Source organism: Maricaulis sp. (assembly GCF_048269565.1).
Lineage (GTDB): Bacteria > Pseudomonadota > Alphaproteobacteria > Caulobacterales > Maricaulaceae > Maricaulis.
Map to the genome: position 1 here is coordinate 50,704 of NZ_JBLXIK010000007.1, position 25,005 is coordinate 75,708.

Annotated in this window: 20 protein-coding genes; 16 read left to right on the forward strand and 4 right to left on the reverse strand. The window is 64.3% G+C overall.

From position 1 onward, the window contains the following. Positions 1–297 precede the first annotated feature (297 nt). The 5 genes from putA (at position 298) to ACN0YL_RS12525 (ending at position 8,689) form a co-directional block, all read left to right on the forward strand. The gene (putA, locus tag ACN0YL_RS12505; RefSeq protein ID WP_417498264.1) at positions 298–3,435 is read left to right on the forward strand and encodes a bifunctional proline dehydrogenase/L-glutamate gamma-semialdehyde dehydrogenase PutA; all 3,138 of its coding nucleotides are present in this window, start codon (positions 298–300) and stop codon (positions 3,433–3,435) included. A gap of 285 nt (positions 3,436–3,720) precedes the next feature. After that, entirely contained in the window at positions 3,721–5,616 is a 1,896-nt protein-coding gene (locus tag ACN0YL_RS12510) for a ribonucleoside-diphosphate reductase subunit alpha (protein WP_417498265.1), read from the forward strand. A 228-nt stretch (positions 5,617–5,844) separates the two neighbouring features. Then, entirely contained in the window at positions 5,845–6,663 is an 819-nt protein-coding gene (locus ACN0YL_RS12515) for a lipid A-modifier LpxR family protein (RefSeq protein WP_417498214.1), read from the forward strand. A gap of 124 nt (positions 6,664–6,787) precedes the next feature. Beyond that, entirely contained in the window at positions 6,788–7,819 is a 1,032-nt protein-coding gene (locus tag ACN0YL_RS12520; protein WP_417498215.1) for a ribonucleotide-diphosphate reductase subunit beta, read from the forward strand. A 531-nt stretch (positions 7,820–8,350) separates the two neighbouring features. Then, a complete protein-coding gene (locus tag ACN0YL_RS12525; protein WP_417498216.1) occupies positions 8,351–8,689 on the forward strand; it encodes a GIY-YIG nuclease family protein in 339 nt (112 codons plus the stop codon). 222 nt (positions 8,690–8,911) lie between these two features. Here the strand turns inward: ACN0YL_RS12525 and ACN0YL_RS12530 are convergent, their stop codons facing one another. Beyond that, positions 8,912–11,488, reverse strand: coding sequence for a bifunctional aspartate kinase/diaminopimelate decarboxylase (locus tag ACN0YL_RS12530; protein WP_417498217.1), 2,577 nt, complete (start codon positions 11,486–11,488; stop codon positions 8,912–8,914). Between the two features lie 156 nt (positions 11,489–11,644). On the opposite strand from ACN0YL_RS12530, the gene ACN0YL_RS12535 reads away from it, so the two are divergent. From ACN0YL_RS12535 to ACN0YL_RS12550, 4 genes are all read left to right on the forward strand, one after another. Then, entirely contained in the window at positions 11,645–13,108 is a 1,464-nt protein-coding gene (locus tag ACN0YL_RS12535) for an AMP nucleosidase (protein WP_417498218.1), read from the forward strand. Positions 13,109–13,176: 68 nt separating this feature from the next. Beyond that, positions 13,177–13,947, forward strand: a complete 771-nt coding sequence (locus ACN0YL_RS12540; RefSeq protein WP_417498219.1) for a tyrosine-protein phosphatase — start codon at positions 13,177–13,179, stop codon at positions 13,945–13,947. Beyond that, a complete protein-coding gene (locus tag ACN0YL_RS12545) occupies positions 13,944–15,254 on the forward strand; it encodes an anthranilate synthase component I family protein (protein WP_417498220.1) in 1,311 nt (436 codons plus the stop codon). The genes ACN0YL_RS12540 and ACN0YL_RS12545 overlap by 4 nt, the downstream gene beginning before the upstream one ends. Beyond that, positions 15,251–16,048, forward strand: coding sequence for an aminotransferase class IV (locus ACN0YL_RS12550; protein ID WP_417490959.1), 798 nt, complete (start codon positions 15,251–15,253; stop codon positions 16,046–16,048). Before ACN0YL_RS12545 ends, ACN0YL_RS12550 begins: the two co-directional genes overlap by 4 nt. Here the strand turns inward: ACN0YL_RS12550 and ACN0YL_RS12555 are convergent. Genes ACN0YL_RS12555 through ACN0YL_RS12565 form a run of 3 tightly spaced genes read right to left on the reverse strand, consistent with a single transcriptional unit; the run spans position 16,045 to position 17,615 of the window. Further along, positions 16,045–16,584 carry a TadE/TadG family type IV pilus assembly protein gene (locus ACN0YL_RS12555; RefSeq protein WP_417468525.1) on the reverse strand — a complete coding sequence of 180 codons (540 nt, stop codon included), beginning with the start codon at positions 16,582–16,584 and terminating at the stop codon, positions 16,045–16,047. The two genes, ACN0YL_RS12550 and ACN0YL_RS12555, sit on opposite strands and share 4 nt — an antisense overlap. Next, positions 16,577–17,146 (reverse strand): TadE/TadG family type IV pilus assembly protein, encoded by a 570-nt coding sequence (locus tag ACN0YL_RS12560; protein ID WP_417490960.1) that lies wholly within the window; start codon positions 17,144–17,146, stop codon positions 16,577–16,579. Before ACN0YL_RS12560 ends, ACN0YL_RS12555 begins: the two co-directional genes overlap by 8 nt. 40 nt (positions 17,147–17,186) lie before the next feature. Further along, positions 17,187–17,615 carry a pilus assembly protein N-terminal domain-containing protein gene (locus ACN0YL_RS12565; RefSeq protein WP_417490961.1) on the reverse strand — a complete coding sequence of 143 codons (429 nt, stop codon included), beginning with the start codon at positions 17,613–17,615 and terminating at the stop codon, positions 17,187–17,189. 296 nt (positions 17,616–17,911) lie between these two features. Between ACN0YL_RS12565 and ACN0YL_RS12570 the strand changes: the two genes are divergently transcribed. From ACN0YL_RS12570 to ACN0YL_RS12600, 7 genes are all read left to right on the forward strand, one after another. Continuing rightward, positions 17,912–18,070, forward strand: coding sequence for a Flp family type IVb pilin (locus tag ACN0YL_RS12570; protein ID WP_075188689.1), 159 nt, complete (start codon positions 17,912–17,914; stop codon positions 18,068–18,070). A gap of 157 nt (positions 18,071–18,227) precedes the next feature. Then, positions 18,228–18,725: an A24 family peptidase gene (locus ACN0YL_RS12575; RefSeq protein ID WP_417498221.1), complete on the forward strand. Its 498-nt coding sequence runs from the start codon at positions 18,228–18,230 to the stop codon at positions 18,723–18,725. Positions 18,726–18,841: 116 nt separating this feature from the next. Continuing rightward, the gene (gene cpaB / locus ACN0YL_RS12580) at positions 18,842–19,675 is read left to right on the forward strand and encodes a Flp pilus assembly protein CpaB (RefSeq protein WP_417498222.1); all 834 of its coding nucleotides are present in this window, start codon (positions 18,842–18,844) and stop codon (positions 19,673–19,675) included. 11 nt (positions 19,676–19,686) lie between these two features. Further along, entirely contained in the window at positions 19,687–21,261 is a 1,575-nt protein-coding gene (locus ACN0YL_RS12585) for a type II and III secretion system protein family protein (protein WP_417490964.1), read from the forward strand. A 14-nt stretch (positions 21,262–21,275) separates the two neighbouring features. Further along, positions 21,276–21,944 carry a CpaD family pilus assembly protein gene (locus ACN0YL_RS12590; protein ID WP_417490965.1) on the forward strand — a complete coding sequence of 223 codons (669 nt, stop codon included), beginning with the start codon at positions 21,276–21,278 and terminating at the stop codon, positions 21,942–21,944. 22 nt (positions 21,945–21,966) lie between these two features. After that, entirely contained in the window at positions 21,967–23,520 is a 1,554-nt protein-coding gene (locus tag ACN0YL_RS12595) for an AAA family ATPase (RefSeq protein WP_417498223.1), read from the forward strand. 6 nt (positions 23,521–23,526) lie between these two features. Next, the gene (locus tag ACN0YL_RS12600; RefSeq protein WP_417490967.1) at positions 23,527–25,005 is read left to right on the forward strand and encodes a CpaF family protein; all 1,479 of its coding nucleotides are present in this window, start codon (positions 23,527–23,529) and stop codon (positions 25,003–25,005) included.

Sequence of the window (25,005 nt, forward strand, 5' to 3'; positions counted from 1 at the left end):
GGCAAGCCGGCACCGGGGGAATTGGGCTGGAAAAGCAGTGAGGGTCAAGGTGAAGTATCTTGCCCGGCACCGGTTTGCCGTGAAAGTTTCATCACTGCCCCGGGCAAAATCCCGCATCCCGCGCAAGTTTCCCTCCTGCCGGGCCGGCTTGCTCGAAACGGGTGATTTCGCCCGGATACCGGCGCTGGCGGGCAAACAGCTCAGTGGACTTGCCGCGCCGGAAAGCCGGCATCATTGTCCGGAATATTCCCTGACAGGCCATGCCGGCCGGTTGGCAAAGGAGAGCCCGCTGTGACTATGACGCCTCGCGACAGCATAAACTGGGACAGCCTCGATACGGCGAAATTCGCCGATGAGAACGAGGCCGTCAGCCATCTCGCTGACCGGACCGGCCTGGATGCCGAGGCCCAGGGGCGTATCCGCACCGCCGCGATCAAACTGGTCGAGCGCGCGCGCGCCTCAAGTCGCAATCGCGGTCTGATGGAGTCCTTCCTGCAGGAATTCGGCCTCTCCAACCGCGAAGGGCTGGCCCTGATGTGCCTGGCCGAGGCGCTGTTGCGCGTGCCCGACGCCGAGACCGCTGACCGCCTGATCGCCGAGAAGATTTCCGGTGGCGACTGGGGCGGCCATGCCGGCAAGTCGGAAAACTGGCTCGTCAATGCTTCGACCCTGGGCCTGATGCTGACCGGCGGCGTGGTCGAGATCGACCCGGAGGCGCGCAAGAATCCCTCGCTCTATCTGCGCAAGATGACGCAGAAGCTCGGCGAGCCGGTGATTCGCGCCGCGGTGATGCAGGCGATGCGGATCATGGGCGAGCAATTCGTGCTCGGCCGCACCATCAAGGAAGCGCTCAAGCGCGGCCGCAAGGGTGGCGCGGCGCTGTGCTCCTTTGACATGCTCGGCGAGGGCGCCCGCACGGCGGCTGACGCGGCGCGTTATCAAAAACGCTATCTCGACGCGATCGCCGTGGTCGGCGCGGCGCGAGGCACCGGACCCGTGGAACAGGTGCATGGGGTTTCGGTCAAGATTTCCGCCCTGCACCCGCGCCTGCACGCGGTCAAGCACGAGCGGGTGATGGCGGAGGTCTATCCGCTCCTGCTCGAACAGGCCCGCGCAGCCAAGGCCCATGATATCAGCCTGTGTTTCGACGCCGAGGAGAGCGACCGCCTGGTGTTGTCGCTGCAATTGTTCGACCGCCTCGCCCGCGAACCCGAGCTGGAGGGCTGGAATGGTCTCGGCCTCGCGGTGCAAGCCTATCAGAAGCGCGCGCCGATGGTGATCGAGCGCCTGATCGCGCTGGGCCGGGCGACCAATCGCCGCTTGCTCGTGCGCCTGGTCAAGGGCGCCTATTGGGATACCGAGATCAAGCTGGCGCACCAGATGGGCTGGCCGGACTTCCCGGTCTGGACCACCAAGCCGGCGACCGATCTCAACTTCCTCGGCTGCGCCCGCGCCATGCTGGCGGCGCCCGACGCGATCTATGGCCAGTTCGCGACCCATAATGCGCATTCGCTGTGTGCGGTGCGCGACCTGGCCGAACAGGCCGGGGTCGAGAGCTATGAATTCCAGCGCCTGCACGGGATGGGCGAAGCGCTCTATTCCGCCGCACACGAGGCCTATGGCGATGCGCCGGTGCGGGTCTATGCCCCGGTGGGCAGCCATGAAGACCTCTTGCCCTATCTTGTCCGCCGCCTGCTCGAGAATGGTGCCAACACCTCCTTCGTGCATTCCTTCCTCGACCCGGACGTGCCGGCCGAGGATGTCGCGCGCGGTCCCTTCGAGGTGACCGACAGGATCGCGCGTCATCCGTCTATTGCGACGCCGATGGCGCTGTATGGCGACGAGCGCCCCAATTCAGCCGGGATCGACCTGTCCCAGGCCAGCGTGCGCCAACGCCTCGACAAGGCTGTCGAGGCGCTCGATGCCGCCGGACCGATCGTCGCGGCCCCGCTGGTCGGCGGGATCGACCGGCTCGGTGGTGCGGCCCGGGCCGGACAGGAATTGCCGGTCACCAGCCCGGTCGAGCGCTCGCGCATTGTCGGCACCGTGCTCGAGGCGACGACGGAGGATGTCGATGCCGCGTTCGAACTGGCGGTGGCGGCCCAGCGGATCTGGGACGCGCGCGGCGGCGAGGCCCGCGGCGCCATCCTGCGCGCCATGGCCGATGCGCTCGAGGCCGATGCCGACCGTTTCCTGGCACTGATGGCGCGCGAGGCCGGCAAGACCCTCGCCGATGGTGTCGCCGAAGTGCGCGAGGCGGCCGATTTCTGCCGCTATTACGCCGCCCAGGCCGAACGCGAGTTTGCGGCGCCCGTGCGCCTGCCCGGACCGGCCGGCGAGACCAATCATCTCGGGCTCAAGGGGCGCGGGGTGTTTGTCTGCATCAGCCCGTGGAATTTCCCGCTGGCGATCTTCACCGGCCAGGTGGCCGCCGCGCTCGCGGCCGGCAATGCGGTGATTGCCAAACCGGCGGAACAGACGCCGCTGATCGCCTGCGAAGCGGCGCGGCTCTTCTTCCGGGCCGGACTGCCGGTCGATGTGCTGAGCATATTGCCCGGCCGCGGCGAGAGTGTCGGCGCGGCGCTGACCTATGATCCGCGCACCGCCGGCGTCGCCTTTACCGGCTCGACCGATGTTGCGCGCATGATCAACCGTTCGCTGGCGGCCCGCGACTGCGCCATCGCGCCCCTGATCGCCGAAACCGGCGGGCTCAATGCCATGTTCGTCGACACCACGGCGCTGCGCGAGCAGGTCGTCGATGATGCGGTGCTGTCGGCCTTCGGGTCGGCGGGGCAACGCTGTTCGGCCCTGCGTATCATCCTGGTGCCCGAGGATATCGCCGATGCGACGATCACCGCGATCGCCGGCGCCATGGATGAGCTCGCCATTGGTGACCCGGCCGATCCGGCCACCGATATCGGGCCGGTGATCGATGGTGAGGCGCGCGAGATCCTGTTCACGCACATGGACCGCATGGAGGCCCAGGGCGAGGTCATCCGCCATCTCGACCCGGGCGATTGGGGCGAGACCGGCTGTTATTTCGGCCCGGCCCTGGTGGAGCTGCCCTCGCTCGATCTGCTGGAACGCGAAGTGTTCGGTCCGATTCTGCACGTGATCCGGTACAAGCGGCACGAGTTGCACGACATGGCCGCCGCGCTGGCCGAGAAGGGCTATGGTCTGACGCTGGGCATTCACTCGCGGCTCGAGAGTTTCCACAGGCAAATTCAGTCGGCGGTGCCGGCGGGCAATGTCTATGTGAATCGCTCGATGACCGGGGCCGTTGTCGGGGTTCAGCCCTTCGGCGGCGAGGGCTTGTCAGGCACGGGGCCAAAGGCCGGCGGGCCGCATTATCTGCACCGTTTTGCGGGTGAGCGTTGCGTCACCGTGAATATCGCGGCGCAGGGCGGCGACCCGGAATTGCTCAACCTTTCGTAAACAGGTCTTAAGCGGCCTTAGGAATTGTTTATGACCGGTATCCGGGGGATTAACCGGGTGTGCCCGCTTGCCCCGGTCATTAATCGGTCATTAACTAAAAAAACCGCTTTCGACCGGTTTGCCCCGTTGACCGCGGGGCAAAGGTTGATCCACTATATGTTGGGTCAGCTGGAGACGGCGGCACACTATACAGGATTTTCCGGCCATTCAGGCCTGCCGGGTACGCGAATCGATTTTCGCGCACCGCAGGGAAGAATTGTCTCGGAGTTGAGGAGCATGACCATCATGACGCCACCGGATTCGGCCACCAGCCGCAAGCTAGACAGCGGCGCGGACATCGTCCGTACACCCCGTCGCGGGCAGCCGAAAAACAATACGGCAGCGCATCTTCGCGTGGTGGAATCGATCCGCATCGACCGCAGCCGCGATGCCCTGCTGACCGAGTTCGGCAAGCGCACGCTGGAAGACCGCTATCTGCTGCCGGGCGAGAGCTACCAGGACATGTTTGCCCGCGTCGCCACGGCCTATGCCGATGACGCCGAGCATGCCCAGCGCCTGTATGATTACATCTCGAATCTCTGGTTCATGCCGGCGACCCCGGTGCTCTCCAATGGCGGCGCCGATCGCGGCCTGCCGATTTCCTGTTTCCTCAATTCCGTCGGCGATTCGCTCGACGATATTGTCGGGACGTGGACGGAGAATGTCTGGCTCGCCTCCAATGGCGGCGGCATCGGCACCTATTGGGGCGATGTGCGCTCGATCGGCGAGAAGATCGGCGTCAACGGCCAGACCTCCGGCATCATTCCCTTCATCCGCGTGATGGACAGCCTGACCCTGGCGATTTCCCAGGGCTCGCTGCGCCGCGGCTCGGCCGCCGTCTATCTCGACATCCACCATCCGGAAATCGAGGAATTCCTCGAAATCCGCAAGGCATCCGGCGATTTCAATCGCAAATCGCTCAATCTCCACCACGGCCTCAACATCACCGATGCCTTCATGGAAGCGGTGCGTGACGATACCGAATTCGAGCTGCTCTCTCCAAAGAGCAAGGAGGTCGTCAAAACCGTCAATGCCCGCAAGCTGTGGCAGAAGGTGATCGAGCTGCGTCTGCAGACCGGCGAGCCCTACATCATTTTCTCCGACACGGTGAATGACAATCTGCCGGCCCACCAGCGCAAGCTCGGCCTCAAGGTGCGTCAGTCGAACCTGTGCTCGGAAATCATGTTGCCGACCGGTTTCGACCACAAGGGCAAGGACCGCACCGCCGTTTGCTGCCTGTCCTCGCTCAATGCGACGAAATACCTCGAGTGGAAGGATGATCCGACCTTCATCGAGGACATTTTCCGCTTCCTCGACAATGTGCTGCAGGACTTCATCGATCGCGCGCCGCCGGAGATGGACCGTGCCGTCTATTCGGCGATCTGCGAGCGTTCGGTCGGGCTGGGGCTGATGGGTTTTCACACCTTCCTGCAGCAGATGAATGCCCCGTTTGAATCGGCGATGGCGAAATCCTGGAACATGAAAATGTTCAAGCATATCCGCACCCATGCCGATGCGGCTTCCGTGGTGCTGGCCGAAGAGCGCGGTGCCTGCCTCGACGCCGAGGAAAATGGCGTCAAGGCGCGCTTCTCGCACAAGCTGGCGATCGCACCGACGGCTTCGATCTCGATCATCTGTGGCGGCGTCTCCGCCGGCATCGAGCCGATCCCGGCCAATGTCTATACCCACAAGACCCTGTCCGGTTCGACCACGGTCAAGAACCCGCAGCTTGAAGCCCTGCTCGAGGAAAAGGGGCTCAACGAGCCGGAAACCTGGTCCTCCATCCTGGAGCATGAAGGCTCGGTGCAGCATATCGACGCCCTCGACGAGCACGAGAAGGCGCTGTTCCGCACCGCCTTCGAGATCGACCAGCGCTGGGTGATCGAACATGCCGCTGACCGCACGCCCTTCGTGTGCCAGTCGCAATCGCTCAATGTCTTCCTGCCGGGCGACATCGATAAGTGGGATCTGCACATGCTGCACTGGACGGCGTGGGAGCGCGGCGTGAAATCGCTGTATTACTGCCGCTCCAAATCGGTGCAGCGCACCGCCTATGCCGGTTCCAGCGCCAAGTCGGACGTCGAGGCCTCGCTCGCCGCCGCCGCACCGACCGACTATGAGGAATGCCTCGCCTGCCAATAGGTCTGGCTTCGCAACAGATTGGAAAGCGCCGGTTTCCCCCCAGGGATGCCGGCGTTTTCATGCGCGGCGTGCCGTGCAACCCGTGTCGTGCGCACGAGAAAACAGCTCGCAAACATTGTATTTGACTGGACGTGGCGCCGCGAAGCCCGTTAACCTCACTCTCCTTGAGGGCGAATCCAGGTGCAGGGGCACTGTGGAATTGCTTGTATCGCTTCTGGGGAGAGTGCGATGCGACTGGGACGAACATCACAATTGCTTTGCGCGGGCGTTATTGCCCTCGCCGGGACCAGCTATGTGCTGACCGCTCCCGGTGCGGCGCGGTCCGAATGGGCCTCGACGAGCCAGATGATCCAGGGCCAGTTCGCGGTCGAGCCCGCAGTGCAGCCGCTTTCGCCCTCGGCCGCGCGCGTGGCGCTGACGGCCCTGTCGCTCAGTTCCGGCCAGGCCGACCGTGACGCCTTTGCCGCCATGACCATGGAGCCGGCGGCCCGGTTCGATATGGGATCGGCCGGCACGATCAAGATCGCCGTGCTCGACGAGAGCGCGCGTGACGCCAGTTTCGGCATTGTGCGCCCCGGGGAGGGCGAGCATTCGCCGGTGGTGGTCGACCCGTCCGCCGAACGCACGGTGGTGGCGGTCAATTACGAACGCGCCTTCGTCTCGCCCGGTGAGGGCGAACAGCTCGACGTTTCGGTGACGCCGCGCGCCGCCGTCAGTGTCGGACCGGAGGGCTCCGCTGCCGGGGCCGGTGCCGAGGTGCGGATCGGGCGCTATCTCGCCGATGATTATCCCGGCTGGTATGTGTTCGCCGGCGCTGACCGCCGGGCGCTGATGTATGATCCGGCCCAGGGCATGGATTTCAATCGCGCCGTCTACATGACCGATCGCGAAGTGATCGGCGACGCCCAGGCCGGCGTCGCGGTGCGCATTGGCGAGGTCGATCTCTCGCTGGCCTATGTCCAGCGCAATTACCGCTATGTCGTCGGCGTCGACAAATTCCGCGAGAACGAACAATTCGGCGCCGTCACCGTCAATTGGCGCTGGTAGACTCACTTTTCCCCGGCCAAACTGAGTCCGGCCCGCATCTAGCTGTAGACGTTTTGCTAACCACAGACGCAATATGTTGTGTGTCGGGTCGAAACCGATTCCCATTTGCCTGAGGTGCGCTGCGATGACCGAAACTTCCCAAGAAATCCCGGGTCTGATGACCCTGAGCCATGCCTACAAGCCCTTTCGCTATCCCTGGGCGCATGATTTCTGGAAGAAGCAGCAGCAGGTTCACTGGATGCCGGAAGAAGTTCCGCTCGGTGAGGACTGCAAGGACTGGGCGACCAAGCTCAACGACAATGAGCGCAATCTGCTGACCCAGATCTTCCGCTTCTTCACCCAGTCCGACATCGAGGTGAACGATAATTACATGGAGCGCTATGCGCGCGTCTTCAAACCGGTCGAAGTGAAGATGATGCTTTCGGCCTTCTCCAATATGGAGACGATCCATATCGCCGCCTATGCGCTCCTGCTCGAGACGATCGGCATGCCCGACAGTGAGTTCTCCGCCTTCATGGATTACAAGGCGATGGCCGATAAGCATGATTTCATGCAGAAATTCGGCGTCGACACCAATGAGGACATCCTGCGCACCGTCGCCATGTTCGGTGCCTTCACCGAGGGTCTGCAGCTGTTCGCCTCGTTCGCGATGCTGATGAATTTCCCGCGCCTCAACAAGATGAAGGGCATGGGCCAGATCGTCACCTGGTCGATCCGCGACGAGAGCCTGCACTGCGAGGGCATGATCAAGCTGTTCCACGCCTTCGCCGAGGAAACCGGCGCCCTGAGCCAGGCGGTCAAGGATGATATCGTCGAGTGCTGCCGCACCGTTGTGGCGCTGGAAGACAAGTTCATCGAGCTCGCCTTCGAAATGGGCGAGGTCGAGGGCATGACCCCGACCGATATCAAGACCTATATCCGCTATATCGCCGACTGGCGCCTCGGCCAGCTCGGCCTGCCCAAGATCTACAATATCGAGAAACACCCGCTGCCCTGGCTCAGCGAAATCCTCAACGGCGTCGAGCACGCCAATTTCTTCGAGGCCCGCGCCACGGAATATTCCAAGGGCGCCACCAAGGGCGACTGGCACGGCGATGACGGCGTCTGGGCCCTGTTCGACCAGGCCAAGTCGAAGAAGGTTGAGCCGGCGGAATAGGGGGCTGAACCACCCTTGCCTTCCCCAAAAACCCAAACCCTTGTCATCCCCGCCGGACGTCCGGCCTTGAGCCGGACGCAGAGCGGGGACCTACCCGCTATTCCAGCTGGTCTCGCGGGTAGGTCCCTGATCTGCGTCCCGCTTTCGCGGGACATCCGTCAGGGATGACAACGGGTTGTATTTTGAACCAGTGATGTCGAGGCACGCAACCATGTGTCTGGGGGCATTGCGGACGATCCGTCGGGTGTCATGCGTTTGTATGCGGGGTCATTCGTCCCTCGGGACCGTCCACAACCCGGTGAAGCCCGGCCTTCCGGCCAATTGAGGGCGGTCTGATCGTGACCGGCCCGGCGCCACCCGTCCGCCCTTTTCTGTGCACCGTCCGGGGCGGAACGTGGGGCTATTATGCGGGCGGATGCCCCGGGCGGGGATAAGTTGGCGGCGCGGCGTGGCAAGGCGTTGTATTGCTGCGGAAATTTCTATCTCCCACCGGGGATGACAGCAATTGAGCCACATGTTAAAGTTGCAAACATGTATGATGTCTATCTTCTGGCCTCACGGCGTAATGGCACGCTCTACTGCGGCGTAACCAACCGGCTTCTGGCACGGGTCTATGAGCACAAGACCAAACAGGCGCTGGGTTTCACAACGCGCTATGGTGTCGACAAGCTGGTCTGGTTTGAAAGCCATGAGCTGGTCAATAATGCGATTACGCGGGAGAACCGGATCAAACGCTGGCGCCGCGCGTGGAAAGTTGCGCTGATCGAAAAAGCCAATCCCGATTGGGATGACCTCTATTGGAAGCTGGGCGGTGTCGATCCGGCGGTGATTGTGCCTGAGACGTATCGGATGTGGGAGCGGCAGGAGTAGGGGCGTCCCTCATGTCGCATCCGCCGCACGATCTCTATCTCTAAATCATCCAATCACTTGTCATCCCCGCCGGACGTCCGGCCTTGAGCCGGACGCAGAGCGGGGACCTACCCGTGTCTCCAGCTGGAGGCACGGGTAGGTCCCTGATCTGCGTCCCGCTTTCGCGGGACATTCGTCAGGGATGACAAGGGTTTATGGATGGAACACAAGGAGTGCCCCCCCTCAGATCACAGCCTCTCCCGCCGGCTCCCTCATATTATAGCTCGAGGCCATCACCCTGCCGTAGGCGCCGCCATTGGCGATCAGGAAGACATCATCCTCGAATGTCTCCGGCAGCAGGCGCTGGGCGCCCATGCGGTCGGCGGTTTCGCAGATCGGGCCGACGATATCGGCGACCCAGGCCGGCGCATCGTCGAGCCGGGTCAGGTTGAAGATCTCGTGTCTTGCGCCGTAGAGGGCGGGGCGGATCAGGCTGTTCATGCCGGCATTGATACCGACAAAGCGCGCATCCGGGGTCTGTTTCAGCTGGGTGACGCGGGCCAGCAGCACGCCGGCCTCGGCGATGATGAAACGGCCCGGCTCGAGCCAGAACCGGTATTGCGGGAAGGCGGTGTGCAGATCGGTGAGCACGGCGCCCAAGGCCTCCATATCGATGCGGCGTGCGCCTGAGGCCTCGTCGACACCGAGACCGCCGCCGAGATCGAGAATGCGGACATCGGGCAGGGCCCGCGCCGTCTCGGCGAGGAAAACGCCAACCCGGCGCCAGTGATCGGGATCGCTGATGCCGCTGCCGGAATGGACGTGCAGGCCGATGATTTTGGCGCCGGCCTTTGCCGCCAGCTCGATACCCTCGGGCAATTCATCGGCGTGCAGGCCGAATTTGGCGTCGGGCCCGGCGGTGCGGACATGTTTGTGATGGCCTTCCGGGCGCTGGGGATTGATCCGCAGCGTGATCTCAGCGCCGGCGAATATCTCCGGCCAGTGGCGCAGCGGGTGCAGCCCGTCGAGCGTGAGGTGAACGCCGAGCTCCATCGCCTCGGCATATTCGGCGCGCGGCGCGAAATTCGGCGTGAACAGGATGCGATCCATCGGCAGGTCCGGCACGGCCGCCATGGCCGCATGCACTTCGCCGATCGAGACGCATTCAACGCCCAGCCCGGCCGCGACCGCGGTGCGGATCACGTCGGGATGGCCATTGGCCTTCATCGCATACCAGCCGCGGTCGAGATGCGGCAGCGCGGCGACGGCTTCGGCGCGCGCCTTTGCGGTTTCCAGGTCATAGACGTAGAGCGGCGCATCCACCGGGCACAGCGCCAGCAGGGCGTCGCGCCTGGTGCGCCACCAGGCGGCCGCACCGGCGGCGGCGGTGACGGCATCGCTCTGACCGATCTCGCGCCAGCTCGGGCCGAAGGTCGGGTCGAGCGGCTTGGGCTGGATCAGCTGGTCATGCAGGCGGCGGCAGAGCGGCTTGCCCTGGTCCTCGTCGACGACGACGGTGAGATTGAGATCATTCGCCGCCTGGCTGATCAGGCGCACGGGATAGTGGGCAAAGGCCTCCATCGCCGGCCCGAGCTGGGCCAGCAGGGCGCGCACGCCGCGCCCGACCATCGAGACGGCGGCGCAATGCTCGATCATCTCGACGCGGGCAATGGTTGAGAGCTCGTCCTGCAGCGCGGCCAGCACGGCCGGCGTGAGCGAGGGGTCGGCATCGAGCGAGACGGTGACGCTGGTCTGCGAGGTCGAGACCAGGTCGATCGAGACGCCATGGCGGGCAAAGGGCTCGAAGGCCTTCGCAAGAAAGCCGGCCGCATGCCACATGCCATCACTGTCGAGCGTGATCAGGCGAACGCCGAACTTCACCGAGACCGCCTTCAGACGCGGGGCGTCTTCCGACGGGGTGGCGCTGATCGTGGTGCCGTTCATCTCCGGGCGATGCGTGCACAAGACCTGCATCTCGATCCCGGCCTGGCGCACCGGCGCAATGGCGCGCGGATGCAGGACAGAGCCGCCCATCGAGGCGATCTCCTGGGCCTCGTCATAGCTCAGCGCCTTGATCTGGCGCGCCGCACCGGTCAGGCGCGGATCGGCCGAGAAGAAGCCGGGCACATCGGTCCAGATCTCCAGCCGGCGCGCCTCCAGTTTGGCGGCGAAATAGGCGGCTGAAGTGTCGGAGCCGCCGCGGCCGAGCAGGGCAGTGTCGCCATCGGGCCGCCGGGCGATGAAGCCCTGGGTGAGGACAATGTCAAAGGCCGGGCCGGCGAGGCGGTCCTGCAGCGCCGGGTCGGCCGCGTAATCGCAATCGGCGCCGAGATAGCCGTTGACGGCACCGCCACTGCGGCTGGTCAGCAGATCGCGGGCATCGAGCCAGTGGCAGGCCAGGCCCTGCCGGTTGAGCCAGGCCGCGCCGAGGCTGGTCGCCATCAGCTCGCCCTGGGCCATGATGCGGGCGCGCAGGCGCGGCGAGGCATCACCGGTCAGCGCCAGACCGGCGCGCAAACGCGCCAGCTCGGCCAGGAAGGGCGCCAGCACGCTCTCGCCATCGAGATCGAGTTCATCTGCGAGATCAAGATGTTGCGCCTTGATCGCGGCGAGCTCGTCTTCGCCCTCGCCAGCCATGGCGGCGGCGATCAGCGCTTCGAGCCGGTTGGAAATGCCGGCAATGGCGCTATGGACGACGAAGACGCGCTTGCCTTCGGTGCGCAGGGCCTCGATGCGTTTGGAAATCACGCGCCAGTCGGCCAGCGATTTGACGCTGGTGCCGCCGAATTTCAGTACGATCCAGTCTTGCGCGTTGTCCATGGTCATCTCCAACCCCCTTCAGGGTGCACGGGTCCTTACAGGCTTGGCGACTTGCGGCCAATGCCTGTTTGGACTTCCGCCTGCTTTTGCCGCGATCTGCACGCGCCGGGGAGTTTCGCGTTTACCCTTGCCGCAAAATCGTGCAAGAGACCGGCGATGATGCCTTTTAAAATCGCGAATACGCCTTCCGACGCCGTGGACCAGCTGATTGTGCTGCACCGGGCCTCCGTTGAGCGTCTCCAGACCGCCCTGAAAGCCTTCCTCGATGGCGGTCCTCCACCCACTCCCGAAGCCCGTGCCGCAGGCGCTTTCGCCTATCCGGAATTGCGCGTCACCTATATGCCCGACGGGCCGCCACCGCCGGTGAGCCGCGCCTTCGGCAAGTTCACCGATACCGGTGTCTACGCCAATACGATCACCCATCCCGAACTCTTCCGTGACTATCTGGTCGAACAGCTGACCCTGCTCGATGACGAGTATGAGATCACGATCGAGACCGGCATGTCCGCTGTCGAGATCCCCTTCTCTTACGTGCTCGACGGTGCCGATGATCTCGACATGGATGCGGCGAGCCCGGCCGAGCTGGTCAGTCATTTCCCCTATGCCGATCTGAGCAAGGTCAATGACGAGCTGCCCAACGGGCTGAGTCCGTCAGCGCCGGGCATGGTGCGGCCGCTGAGCCTGTTCGCCGCGCCGCGCGTCGATTATTCGCTGCAGCGCCTGCGCCACTATACCGGCACCCCCTATGAGGACACGCAGCAATTCATCCTCTTCACCAATTATCACCGTTATGTCGACGCCTTCTCGGCCTGGGCGATCGGGCAGTTGAAGGAGGATAATCACTATCAGTCCTTCTCCGCCGCCGGCTTTGTCGAGGTCGATGCCAATACCTCCAATGCCCATGCCCTGGTCGAGGGCGCGCCCTGGCGGCGGTTCCAGATGCCGGCCTATCACCTGAAAGCGCCGGGCGGCCGCGGCATCACCCTGGTCAATATCGGCGTCGGCCCGTCCAACGCCAAGACGATCACCGACCATCTCGCCGTGCTGCGTCCGCAGTGCTGGCTGATGATCGGCCATTGCGGCGGGCTGCGTCATTCCCAGCGGCTTGGCGATTATGTCCTGGCCCACGCCTATCTGCGCTATGATGGCGTGCTCGACGAGGATTTGCCGATCGAGGTCCCCGTGCCGCCGATTGCCGAGATCCAGATCGCGCTCGAAAGCGCCGTCGCCCAGGTCAGCGGCGACAAGGGCGAGGCCCTCAAGGCGCGCCTGCGCACCGGCACTGTCGCCACTTTCGCCGACCGGAACTGGGAATTGCGCTATGCCGCCCAGGCGCGGCGCATCAATCAGTCCCGCGCCATCGCCGTCGATATGGAATCGGCGACGATTGCCGCCAATGGCCTGCGCCTGCGCGTGCCCTATGGCACCTTGCTCTGCGTCTCTGACAAGCCCTTGCACGGCGAGTTGAAACTGCCCGGCGCCGCCAATCTCTTCTACCAGCGCTCGGTGTCCGAACACCTGGCCGCCGGTATCGAGACGGTGGAGATCCTCAAGCGCGATCGCGGCGCGGCGCTGCATTCACGCAAGCTGCGCAGTTTCGACGAGCCGCCCTTCCGCTAGGCGCTGAAGGCGCAAGATTGTGGATGGCGGGCCTTGCCGCGCTGCCCGCGATTGCGTACCTCCAAGGCATGACACGGATCCAGTCCCTCGACGGCGTTCACAATTTTCGCCATTTCCATGGCTATGAAGCCGCCGACGGCGCGCGGGTGCGTGAGGGCCTGTATCGCTCGGGGCATTTCTCGCGCTCCAGCGAGGCCGACCGGGATCTGGTGCGTGAGCTCGGCATTGCCGTGATTGCCGATCTGCGCCGCCCGCGCGAGCGTCAGGCCGAGCCCTCGGCCTGGCCCGAGGATCACGCCCTGCGCGTGATTTCCTCCGATGCCGATGATGATGGTGAGCCGCCGCACCTGAAATTCCTGCGCACCGGCGATCATTCGCTCGAAGCCGTGCGCGGCTATATGCAGAGCGCCTATCGCCGTATTCCGCGCGAAAAGGGCAATCAGTCCGTCTTCCGTGAGGGCTTCAGGGCGCTGGCTTCCGGTGAGGCTGATAGCGGTTTTCTGGTGCATTGCGCCGCCGGCAAGGACCGGACCGGGATTTTCTGCGCCCTGGTGCTCGAGGAGCTCGGCGTTGAACATGAGGCCATTGTCGAGGATTATCTGCTGACCAATGCGGCCGTCGATTTCGACACACTGGTGCCGATGGTGCGCAAGCGGCTGCAGGATGATTACGGCAAGGTGATGTCAGACGAGGTGATGCGCGCCTTCCTCGGCGTCGAGGCCGACCTGCTGCGCACGGCGCTGACCACGATCGGTGACCGCGATGTCTATCTGCGCGATGTGCTCGGTATTACCGATGCCGAACGCGCGGCCCTGCGGGAGCGCTGGCTGCAGCGATGACACCGATGCCGCAGGCCGCTGCATTGCCCCTGCTCGAGATCGTCCGGCCCTGGCGCGACCCGTTGCAGGCCTTCGCGCCGCTGGCCGGTGAGGACCGGGCGCTATTGCTGCATGATGGCCGCAATGGGCGGGCGCGGATTTTCGCGCGTCCCACACAAACCTTCGACGATGGATCGCGGGCCGGGTTTGAAGCGCTGCAGACGGATTTCCGCAGCGCCGCCGCCGGGGGCATGCTGGCGGGCCTGTTCGGCTATGACCTGGCCGGCGCTTTCGAGACGCTTCCCGCCCATGATGCGGCGCGCTGGCCGGCGCTGGCCTTCGCCCGCTATCCTGCCTGGGCCGAATTTGACGAGGCCGCCGGGACGCTGACGGTGCGCGGCCATGACGGCGCGCGCGTGGACGCGCTGGCTGAAATCCTGTGTGCGGGCGCGGCGGTGGGACCCGTTTCTGCGCCGGGCGCTGCCAGCTGGACGCCGCGCTGGTCGCAAGCGCGCTATCTCGCTGCGGCGCGCAAGGCGCGCGACTATGTCCATGCCGGCGATGTCTTCCAGGTCAATCTCTCGCAGGCCTTTGATGCCGGGCTGGGTCGCGGCGACGCGCCCTATGCCGTCTTCCAGCGGCTCTGCCAGGCCAGTCCGGCGCCGCATGCCGCCTTTTTCCGTCTCGATGCCGAGCATGTGATCCTGACCAATTCGCCGGAACGCTTCGTCTCCGTGCGCGCCGGCCGTATCGAGGCGCGTCCGATCAAGGGCACGCGCCGCCGCTCCGCTGATCCGGGGCTGGACCAGGCCCTGGCCGACGAGCTGGTCGCCAGCGCCAAGGACCGGGCGGAAAACCTGATGATTGTCGATCTGATGCGCAATGACATCTCGCGCGTCTGCACGCCCGGCTCGGTCAAGGTCCCGACGCTGTGCGGGATTGAGAGCTATGCCAATGTGCATCACCTGGTTTCGGTGGTGGAGGGCGAGCTGGCTGTCGGGCGCGATGTTTTTGACCTGGTTGCCGCCAGCTTCCCGCCCGGCTCGATCACGGGGGCGCCGAAAGTGCGGGCGATGCAGATCATCGCGGAACTCGAAGGCGAATCGCGCGGGCCCTATTGCGGCGCGCTGGGCTGGATTTCCGCGGCCGGTGATATGGACCTGAATGTCATGATCCGCACCGCTGCCCTGCGCCGCGACGGCGATGTGTGGCGGGCGACGATCCGGTCGGGCGGCGGCATTGTCGCCGATTCCGATCCGCTCGCCGAATATGAGGAAACCCTGACCAAGGCCTCGGCCCTGCGCCGGGCGGTGGAGGGACGGGCATGACGGTCTGGCTGGATGGTGAATGGCTCGGGGACGGGGCGGCGGTCTGCCCGGCGGATGATCGTGGTCTGCTGCTCGGCGACGGCCTGTTCGAGACCTTGCGCTTTTCCGGCGGGCGCTTGCTGCGCCAGGCGGCGCATGAGCAAAGATTGCGCGCCAGCTGTGCCGCGCTGGAGCTGGCCTGCCCGCTCGACCGGATCGCGCTTTCGGCGATTGTCGGCGAGATGGCGGCGCGGGCCGGATTGCGCCAGGCGGCCATTCGCCTGACACTGACCGCCGGCTCGGGCCAGCGCGGCCTCGCGCGGCCGGCCATGGGTCAGCCCTCCTGCCTGATTACCGCCGCGCCGCTGCCCGAGGCCCCGGCCTCGATCAGCCTGGCAAACGTCTCGCTACGTCGCTCGACCGGCAGTGTCGCGGCGCGGCACAAGACACTCAGCTATATCGACAATGCCATGGCGCGGCGCGAGGCAGTGCGCGCCGGTGCCGGCATGGCGCTCCTGCTCGATACTGACGGCCATCTTTCGGGCACCGACTGCGCCAATCTGTTCTGGGTGCGTGGCGGCCGGCTTTTCACGCCGGCGCTGGAATGTGCGGTATTGCCGGGCACGGTGCGGGCCGCGATCCTGGCCGGGATGGACGTCGAGCAGGGCCGGTTCACCCCGGATGCCCTGGCGGACGCGCAGAGCGTTTTTGTCACCAATGCGCTGATGGGGGCGGTCGCCGTGACCGCGATTGACGGGGCGCCGGCGGGGCGGGCGCAACCCGTCCCCGACGCCGTGCTGGCGCTGCTGGACTAACCGCGCGAGACGACGATCGACTGGCGCGGGCGCAGGTAGAAAACTTCGCTGATATCGAACTGGCTGACGCCAAGTTCGCTGAACATGGTGTGGTACTGGTAATTGACCTCGACCATGATCACCGAGCGATTGCGCTGCAGCACGCCGGCGGGCACCGGGGCGCTGCCGCCCTCGCCATAGGCCGTCATGCCGATGGCATCGCTCCATTGCACACGCACTTCGTCAGACCCGTTCATCAATACGCTGGTAATGCGCACCTGCAGCGGTCCGGTGTCGAAGGGCGAGATGATGACGCCGCCGGCGGTCATGATATCGGCCATCTCGCCATCGGTGATGACATCGTCCTGGGCGACCAGATCCGCCAGGGCGCTGGCGGCGCTGGTGATCTTGCGGTCGATTGACAGGGCAAGGCTGATCTCGACGGCGCCGAGATAGAGCAGGATCATGAAGGGCGCGATCAGCGCGAACTCGACCGCGGAAGCGCCGCGGCGATCGCCGGCCAGCCGTTTCAGACCGCGTTTGAGGGCTCTAATCATCGAAGGGCTCGTTCCGGAAGACGCTGGCGGCGGACAGCAGGCGCTGATTGCCCGACATATTGGACAGGGCACCGCCGAAATTCGGGGTCAGCAGCGACCAGCGATAGAAAACGCGCACCAGCACAATGTCGCCCGCCTCGCCCGGATCCCAGCCGAAACTGCCGGTATTGAGACTGCCATCGGCATTGACCGGGCTGGTCTGGTCGACCGTGTTGAAACCCTCGAACACCTGGACGTCGAACTCGAGCCGGTCGCAATTGCCGACGACCTCGATCCGGGTACAGATTTCATCGCGGAACTGGTTGCGGGTCATGCCGGCGGCCTGGGCCTGTCCGGTGCGGATTTCGCGTGCGGTTTCCAGCACGGCATTTTCAAGCACCGTGCTGGTGAAGAAAACGCTGGCGATCTCGATCATCGCGAACAGCAGGAAGAAGAAGGGCGCCGCGATAATGGCAAATTCCACCGCCGTCGCGCCGGACTGGTCGCGGCCGGTCCGGCACAGCAGACGGCGCAGGGACCCGATCAGGGAAGGGCCGGATATCGAAGGGGGCGGGCAGCTCATGACCGGAACTCCACAGGATGATGGCTTGGGCCGCCTGCGGTCAGGACGGATCACCGATCGCCGCTTCGGCGGTTGCGAGGCGGCCGGATTGCTGGTCGCTGAGCAGGGGTTCGCGTGCGAAATTGTCGCCGACGCGCGGGATTTCATCACAGGTCTCGGCGCAGGACAGGGTCGTGCGATCCGGGCCGCGGAACAGTGCCACCTGGCCGGCAACCGGATTGGTGACCACGACGTCGCTGGCGTAAATCACCCGGCCGATACGATCCAGCGCAATGATATTGGTGCGCCCCTGCAGCCGGCCGGTCAGGACCAGCGTGCGGCCATCATGCACCAGCGCATCGGCGATGGATGGGTTGCCAACGATCACCGTGGAGGCATCGCCGGGCAGGCGAACGACCTGGGCGTGCTCGACCGCGAGCGCCATGTCCTCGGCCAGCGCCGGTGCGCTGCAGGCGAGGGCGAAAGTCATGATGGATGCAATACGGCGAATCATGGGGGCGCTCCGTCCACACGGGTGTTCGTGTATGGGCATACTCTCGCGCGCGTCTGAATCTTTTCTAAACGCGGATGCAATTGTTCGAACGATAGAGCAGGGCGGATTATTGTCATTTTGTTTACTATAGCGAACTTTCGCTGATATATAGTTTTTGTTAAGTACGAATATTTACTGGCTGGAAATTCTTCTCGTGTTTATTGGTCAGCGTTCAGGAGGGGTCGGGACGGATCGTCTCCTGGTGGTGTGGACCTTCAACGGGAGTAACAAAAATGAAAATGATTTCTCGCTTTTTCAAAGACGAATCTGGTGCAACTGCAATCGAGTACGGCCTCATCGCCGCTCTGATTGCTGTCGTCATCATCGGCGCTGTCACGGCGCTCGGCACCGAACTTTCCGGCAATTTCGACGCGATTACCGCGGCGATCTAAACCGGAACCCAGACGATCGGGTAAAGCAGGGCCGCTCCGAAAGGAGCGGCCTTTGTTTTATGCGCTATACTCTATACTGAACAGAACACGTCTGGCGCCAACCTGCCATTAATGCTCTCGCGCTAATGTGTGCGCTTCGGCAGACCGGGGTAGACACATGTTTCTTCAAATCGCCAGCCTGGCCCTGATTGCATTGCTGGCCTATGCGGCTTTCAGCGATGCGACCCGCTTCACCATTCCCAACTGGCTCAGCCTCGCGATTGTCGTGCTGTTCCCGGTCGGTGCGCTGCTGGCCGGTTTTGGCTGGGCCGAGGCGGGCAATCACCTGCTCGCCGGCCTGCTGGCCCTGGTTTTCGGCATGGCGCTGTTCGCTCCGGGCTGGGTGGGCGGCGGCGACGCGAAACTGTTTGCAGCCACCGCCTTCTGGTTTGGCTGGCCGGGCGTGGCGGTTTTCCTGATTCACACGGTCCTGGTGGGCGGCGTTTTGGTTTTGGCGCTGATTCTCCTGCGCAAGGTCCTGCCGCTGGCCGGAATTTCGCCGTCACGGCTGGAGGGAAGCGCCCTCGCACCGGCTGCTCCGGTGCCCTATGGCATCGCGATTGCCGGCGGGGCGTACTGGAGTTTGCCGGCCACGGTCTTCGCAATCCAGTTTTGAACCTGCAGGAAATTCGCAGGATTGAGCGCAATGTAAGCAGAGAATTAACGCGGCTTTGAGGAATTGGACGTCTCATCAGGGTTGAATTCGTGTGCCTGAGAGGTTTGAGGCGTCCAATGAACGCGGTCCGTATCGCCATTCTTATCGCCGCAGCGGTCGCTGCGATTGCCGTGGCATTCTTTGTCAGGCAAGCGATGTCGACCCCTGAAGCCGCGCCAGCGGTGGTGGTGGAAGAGCGTCCTGCCGTCCGAATCCTCGCGGCGCGACGCGACCTCGATACCGGCGAACGAGTCGGCGCCGCCGATTTTTATTGGCAAACCTGGCCCGATGAGGCGATGAGCCCGGGCTATATCCTCGAAAATCGCGGCAAGGGCATTGAAGATTTTGCCGGTTCGGTGGTTCGCGCCCCGATCGGCCAGGGTGAACCGATCACCGGCCGCCGTCTGGTGCAGCCCGGCGATGCCGGCTTCATGGCCGCGGTGCTTTCGCCCGGCATGCGTGCCGCTGCGGTCCCGATCTCCGCCGAACGCGGTGCCGGCGGCTTTATCCTGCCCAATGACCGCGTCGATGTGATCGTTGCCTTCGAGGAAGAAACCCAGGGCCAACGCGGCATGACGCGCGCCTATGTCGCCCGTACGATCGTGGAGAATGTCCGCGTGCTCGCGATCGACCAGACCTATGGCGAGGGCGAGGAGAATGTTGTCGGTGAAACGGCGACGCTCGAACTCACCCCCGACCAGGCGCGGGCCGTCTCGCTCGCCGTCGCGCGCGGCGAGATCACGCTTGTCCTGCGCAGCCTGCTCGATAATGACGATGGACCTGTCCTGATCAGCGGCGGCGAAAGCCCGCTGGCGATGGGCGATTCCAGTTCCGACGACACCCGGCAACGCAATGTGACCCTGATCCGCTACGGTCAGTCGCAAAGCCTTGCCCTGGCAGATGATAATTGAGGTCTGAGGTGATGATCCGCTTCCTGTTCCTGTTCGCCGCACTGGCGATGACTGCGCCCGCCCTGGCGCAGGCGCCCGGCAGCGAGCGTGGCAACACCATGCAGGTCTATATCCGCGAGCCCGGCAATGGCCCGGTCTCCGAAAGCCTGCTGCTGCCGCTGAGCAAGGCGGCCGTGATCAATCTGCCTGTCGACGCGGCCGATATCATGGTCACCAATCCCGAGGTGGTGCAGGCGGTGATCCGCACCCCGCGCCGCGCCTATCTGCTCGGCATGGCGGTGGGCCAGACCAATGCCTTCTTCTTTGATGCCGACGGCCAGCTGATTCTCGATCTCGATCTGCGCGTCGAGCGCGATCTCGGCCCGCTGCAGGAATCGCTCGATCGCTTTTTGCCCAATGCCCGCGTCACGGCCGAGGCGATGAACGACCATATCGTGCTGTCGGGCTCTGTGCCGAACGCTGTCGATGCCGATACGGCGCTGAGCATCGCCCAGCGCTGGGTCGAGACTCCGGAGCAGATTCTCTCGATGGTCACCATCGAGGGCCGCGACCAGGTGATGCTGAAAGTGCGCATCGTCGAGATGCAGCGCTCCATCGTGCGTCAGCTCGGGGTTAATCTGAACGGGACCACGAATTTCGGCGAGTTCTCGCCGCCGGTCCGCGTCCAGCGCTACCAGAACATCAACGGGCTCGACGTTCCGGTCGTCGACTCCAACGGCAATAATGTCTTCGACACCATCACCGATGGTTCCTATGCCAGCTCGACCACAGTCGGCACCGATAATGGATATGGCGTCGCCGGCAGTGCGCTGGGCGGCCTCGTTCTGGGCGGGGCACTCAACAATCTGGTCGATGGCGTGTTGCAGAGCTCGATCGGTGCGACCCTGAATGCGCTCGAGCGTGTCGGCCTGGTGCGCACCCTGGCGGAACCCAATCTGACCGCGATCACCGGCGAATCGGCGAATTTCCTCGCTGGCGGCGAATTCCCCGTGCCGACCGGCCGTGACCGCGACGGCAATGTCATCATTGAATACAAGCCTTTCGGTGTCGGGCTCGGCTTCACGCCGGTTGTCCTCTCGGAAGGCCGCATCAGCATGCGCATCTCAACCGAGGTGTCCGAGCTTTCCTCCGATGGTTCGCTGGTGTTGAGCCAGACAGTGACCACCGACGCCGCCGGCAACCAGGTGGTGATCGACGGCATGACGATCCCGGGCCTGACGGTCAATCGCACCGAAACCACGGTCGAACTGCCCTCGGGCGGCAGCCTGGTACTCGCCGGCCTGATCCGTGAGGAGACCCGCCAGAATCTCGACCAGGTGCCCGGTATCGGCAATGTGCCGATCCTCGGTTCGCTGTTCCGCTCGCGGGACTTCCTCAACCAGGAAACCGAGCTGGTCATCCTGGTGACGCCTTATCTGGTTGACCCGACCAATCCGGCCGCCCTGGCAACGCCGGCGGACGGGTATCAGAATGCCAACGAGCTCGATGCCCTGCTCTTTGGCCGCATCAACCGGATCTATTCCGTGCCCGGCGCCGATACCGGCGAGCGGCGCTGGAGTGGTCCCGTTGGCTTCCTGTTCGATTAGTGGAGTATCCGATCGTGTCGAAACTCAGCGCTAAATGCCTTCTGGCCGCCCTTCTGGGCTCGATGACGCTGGCTGCCTGCTCGACGACGCCGGTCGGGCTTGATCTGCCGCAGGCGACCGCCGTCGCCGAGACCTTCCGCGCCGACATGCCGGTCGATCCGCGTGATAACGGCCTGACCTGGGCCCAGCAGGACATGCTTCGCGCCATCGCGACCGAATACAAGGTGCGCGGCCACGGCCCGCTGGTGATCAGCTATCCGCAGGGCGGCGACAATGAAGACGCAGCCATCGGCGCGATCGCCGAGGCCCGGACCTATCTCTATGAACAGGGGCTCGACTGGCGCCAGATCGCCGGTGGCGCCTATGACGCGCGCTCGCAGGGCAATGCGGCGGTGATTTTCAGCTTCACCCGCTATCGCGCCGTGGCGCCGGACTGCCCGCAGGGCTGGGAGGACCAGCGCTTCGATTTTGACAATCACCACTCGGCGCGTTTCGGCTGCTCGCTGGCCACCAATCTGGCCGCGATGATCAGCGACCCGCGCGATCTTGTGGCGCCGCGCAATATGGGTCCGTCCGATGCCGGACGCCGTCAGACGGTGCTCGATCATTACCGGGCCGGGGAATCCACCACCAGTGAGCGCAGCGACCATGAAAGTGGCGCTGTCAGCACGGTCGGCAATTAGTTGAGGGGCGGAAGGAGCGATCATGGCTGACGCAAAACATGCCCTGAACAGGGACCCGATTCTGGACGGAGACGATCCGTTTCTCGATGCTTCCGACATCGAACGCCTGATGCTGGGCGAGGCTGCGCCGGCGGCGCCTGCCGCTCCGGCCGCACGCCAGGCCGCGCCTGAAGCCGAGCGCGGCAGCCGGCGTTTCGGCGCCGGCTCACAGCCCGGCCATGACGAATTCACGGACAGCTATCAGTCAGAGGCCCCCGCTGCGGTACCGCAGACCCAGGATGCGCTCGAGGCCGAGTTCGCCGACCTGCAGGACGAGTTCATCGCATCGCAGGCCGCAATCCCGGCCGGTGAGGCCCTGATCGGCGAGATCGATCGTGATATTGCCGATCAACCGGTGCCGCGGATCACGATTGCCGCCTTCTGCGAACGTCCCGAGACCGGAGCGCTGGTCCACAATGCCGCGGGCGACCGGCGCTTGGCCAAGGCGCATGTCGGCGTCGAGCTCGGCGGGCTGCCCGCAGCGATCGAACGTTATCATGACGCCACCACGCCCAATCTGCTGATTGTGGAATCGGGAATGCGTGGCCAGGGCCTGTTCGAACAGCTCGAGGAGCTGGCGAGCGTCTGTGACCCGGAAACCAAGGTCATCATCATCGGCGCCGCCAATGATATTGCCCTCTATCGCGAGCTGATGAAGCGCGGGGTGAGCGAGTATCTCGTGCCACCGATGACGCCGCTGCATCTGATCCGCTCGATTTCCGACCTGTTCCTCGATCCCGAGCAGCCCTTTGCCGGCAAGAGTATTGCCTTCATCGGCGCCAAGGGCGGTGTCGGCTCCTCGACGGTGGCCCATAATTGCGCCTGGTCGCTGTCGGAAGGGCTGCAGACCGATGCGGTGCTCGTCGATCTCGATCTCTCCTTCGGCACGGCCGGGCTCGATTTCAACCAGGATCCGGCCCAGACGCTGGGCGATGCCCTCAACGAACCGGACCGGCTCGATGATGCGCTGCTCGACCGGCTTCTGGTGCGTTGTACCGAGCGGCTGAGTCTGTTTTCGGCGCCGGCGACGCTGGACCGCGATTGGGAGTTCTCGCCGAGTGAATATGAAATGGTGCTGGAAAAGGTTCGCCGCCAGGCGCCTTTCGTCGCGCTTGATCTGCCGCATTTGTGGATGCCCTGGGTGCGTGAGACCCTGCTCTCGGCCGACCAGGTGGTCGTGACGGTAACGCCGGATCTGGCGTCCTTGCGCAATGCCAAGAACCTGTTCGACCTGATCGCCGGCGCCCGTCCCAACGATGAGTTGCCGAAAGTTGTGGTCAATATGGCCGGCATGCCGAAACGCCCGGAAATTCCGGTCAAGGATTTCGCCGATGCGCTGGGAACCCAGCCCGCCCTGGTCTTGCCCTTCGAGCCGCAATTGTTCGGCAAGGCCGCCAATAACGGTCAGATGATCCACGAGCTCGACCCGAAATCGAAGGCTGCGGACGGCTTTGCCCACCTCGCCGGTCTCGTGACCGGGCGCGCGGCCGCACCGCTGCGCAAGCGGTCCATCGTCTCGAAACTGTTCGGAGGCTAGCGCGTCATGTTCGGCAAACGGGCCGGCGGCCCCAAACCTGCGCAGCCCCCGGCGGGCGCGGCCCCGAAACGGGCCGAACCCCGCGCTGCGCCTGTCGCCAGCTCTGCCACGCGCAAGGAGGCCGCTCCGGCCCCGAAACCCGCTCCCAAAGCGGCCGCCAAACCCGCGGCCCGCACGGCCCGCGCACCGGTTGAAATCGCCGGCGGCCGCTCTGAAGAATATTATGCGATCAAGACCACGATCTTCAACGCGCTGATCGACACCATCGATCTGGGGCAGTTGTCGCGCCTGGACCAGGAGACGGCGGCGGAGGAAATCCGCGATATCGTCACCGAGATCATCTCGATCAAGAATGTTGCGATGTCGATCGCCGAGCAGGAACAACTGCTCCAGGACATCTGTAATGACGTGCTCGGCTATGGCCCGCTCGAGCCCCTGCTGGCGCGCGACGACATCTCCGACATCATGGTCAATGGCGCCGATGCCGTCTTCATCGAAGTCAATGGCAAGGTCGAGAAGACGAATATCCGCTTCCGCGACAATGCCCAGCTGATGAATATCTGCCAGCGCATCGTCAGCCAGGTCGGACGCCGCGTCGATGAGAGCTCGCCGATCTGTGATGCGCGTCTTGCCGATGGCTCCCGCGTCAACGTCATCGCGCCGCCACTGGCGCTTGATGGGCCGACACTGACGATCCGGAAGTTCAAGAAAGACAAGCTGACCATGCCGGATCTGGTCAATTACGGCTCGATCACGCCCGAGGGCGCCAAGGTGCTCGCCGTCATCGGTGCCAGCCGTTGTAACGTGCTGATCTCCGGCGGTACCGGTTCCGGTAAAACGACCCTGCTCAATTGCATGACCGGTTTCATCGAGCTCGATGAGCGCGTCGTGACCTGCGAAGACGCCGCCGAGCTGCAGCTGCAACAGCCGCATGTGGTGCGTCTGGAAACGCGGCCGCCCAATCTGGAAGGCAGCGGCGAGGTCACCATGCGTGATCTGGTCAAGAACTGTCTGCGTATGCGCCCTGAACGCATCATCGTCGGCGAGGTCCGCGGCCCGGAGAGCTTCGATCTGCTGCAGGCGATGAATACCGGCCATGACGGCTCGATGGGCACGCTGCACGCCAACTCGCCGCGTGAGGCCATGGCGCGGATTGAATCGATGATCACCATGGGTGGCTACAACCTGCCGGCCCGCACGATCCGCGAGATGATCGTCGGCTCGATCGACGTCATCGTCCAGGCAGCGCGACTGCGCGACGGCTCGCGCAAGATCACCCACATCACCGAAGTGGTCGGCATGGAAGGCGATGTCATCGTCACGCAGGACCTCTTCCTGTACGAGATCCAGGGCGAGGATGATGATGGCCGCATCTCCGGCCGCCATGTCTCGACCGGTATTGCGCGTCCGAAATTCTGGGATCGCGCCCGCTACTTCGGCCTCGATCGCGAACTCGCTGAAGCTCTCGACGCGTCGGAGGCCTGA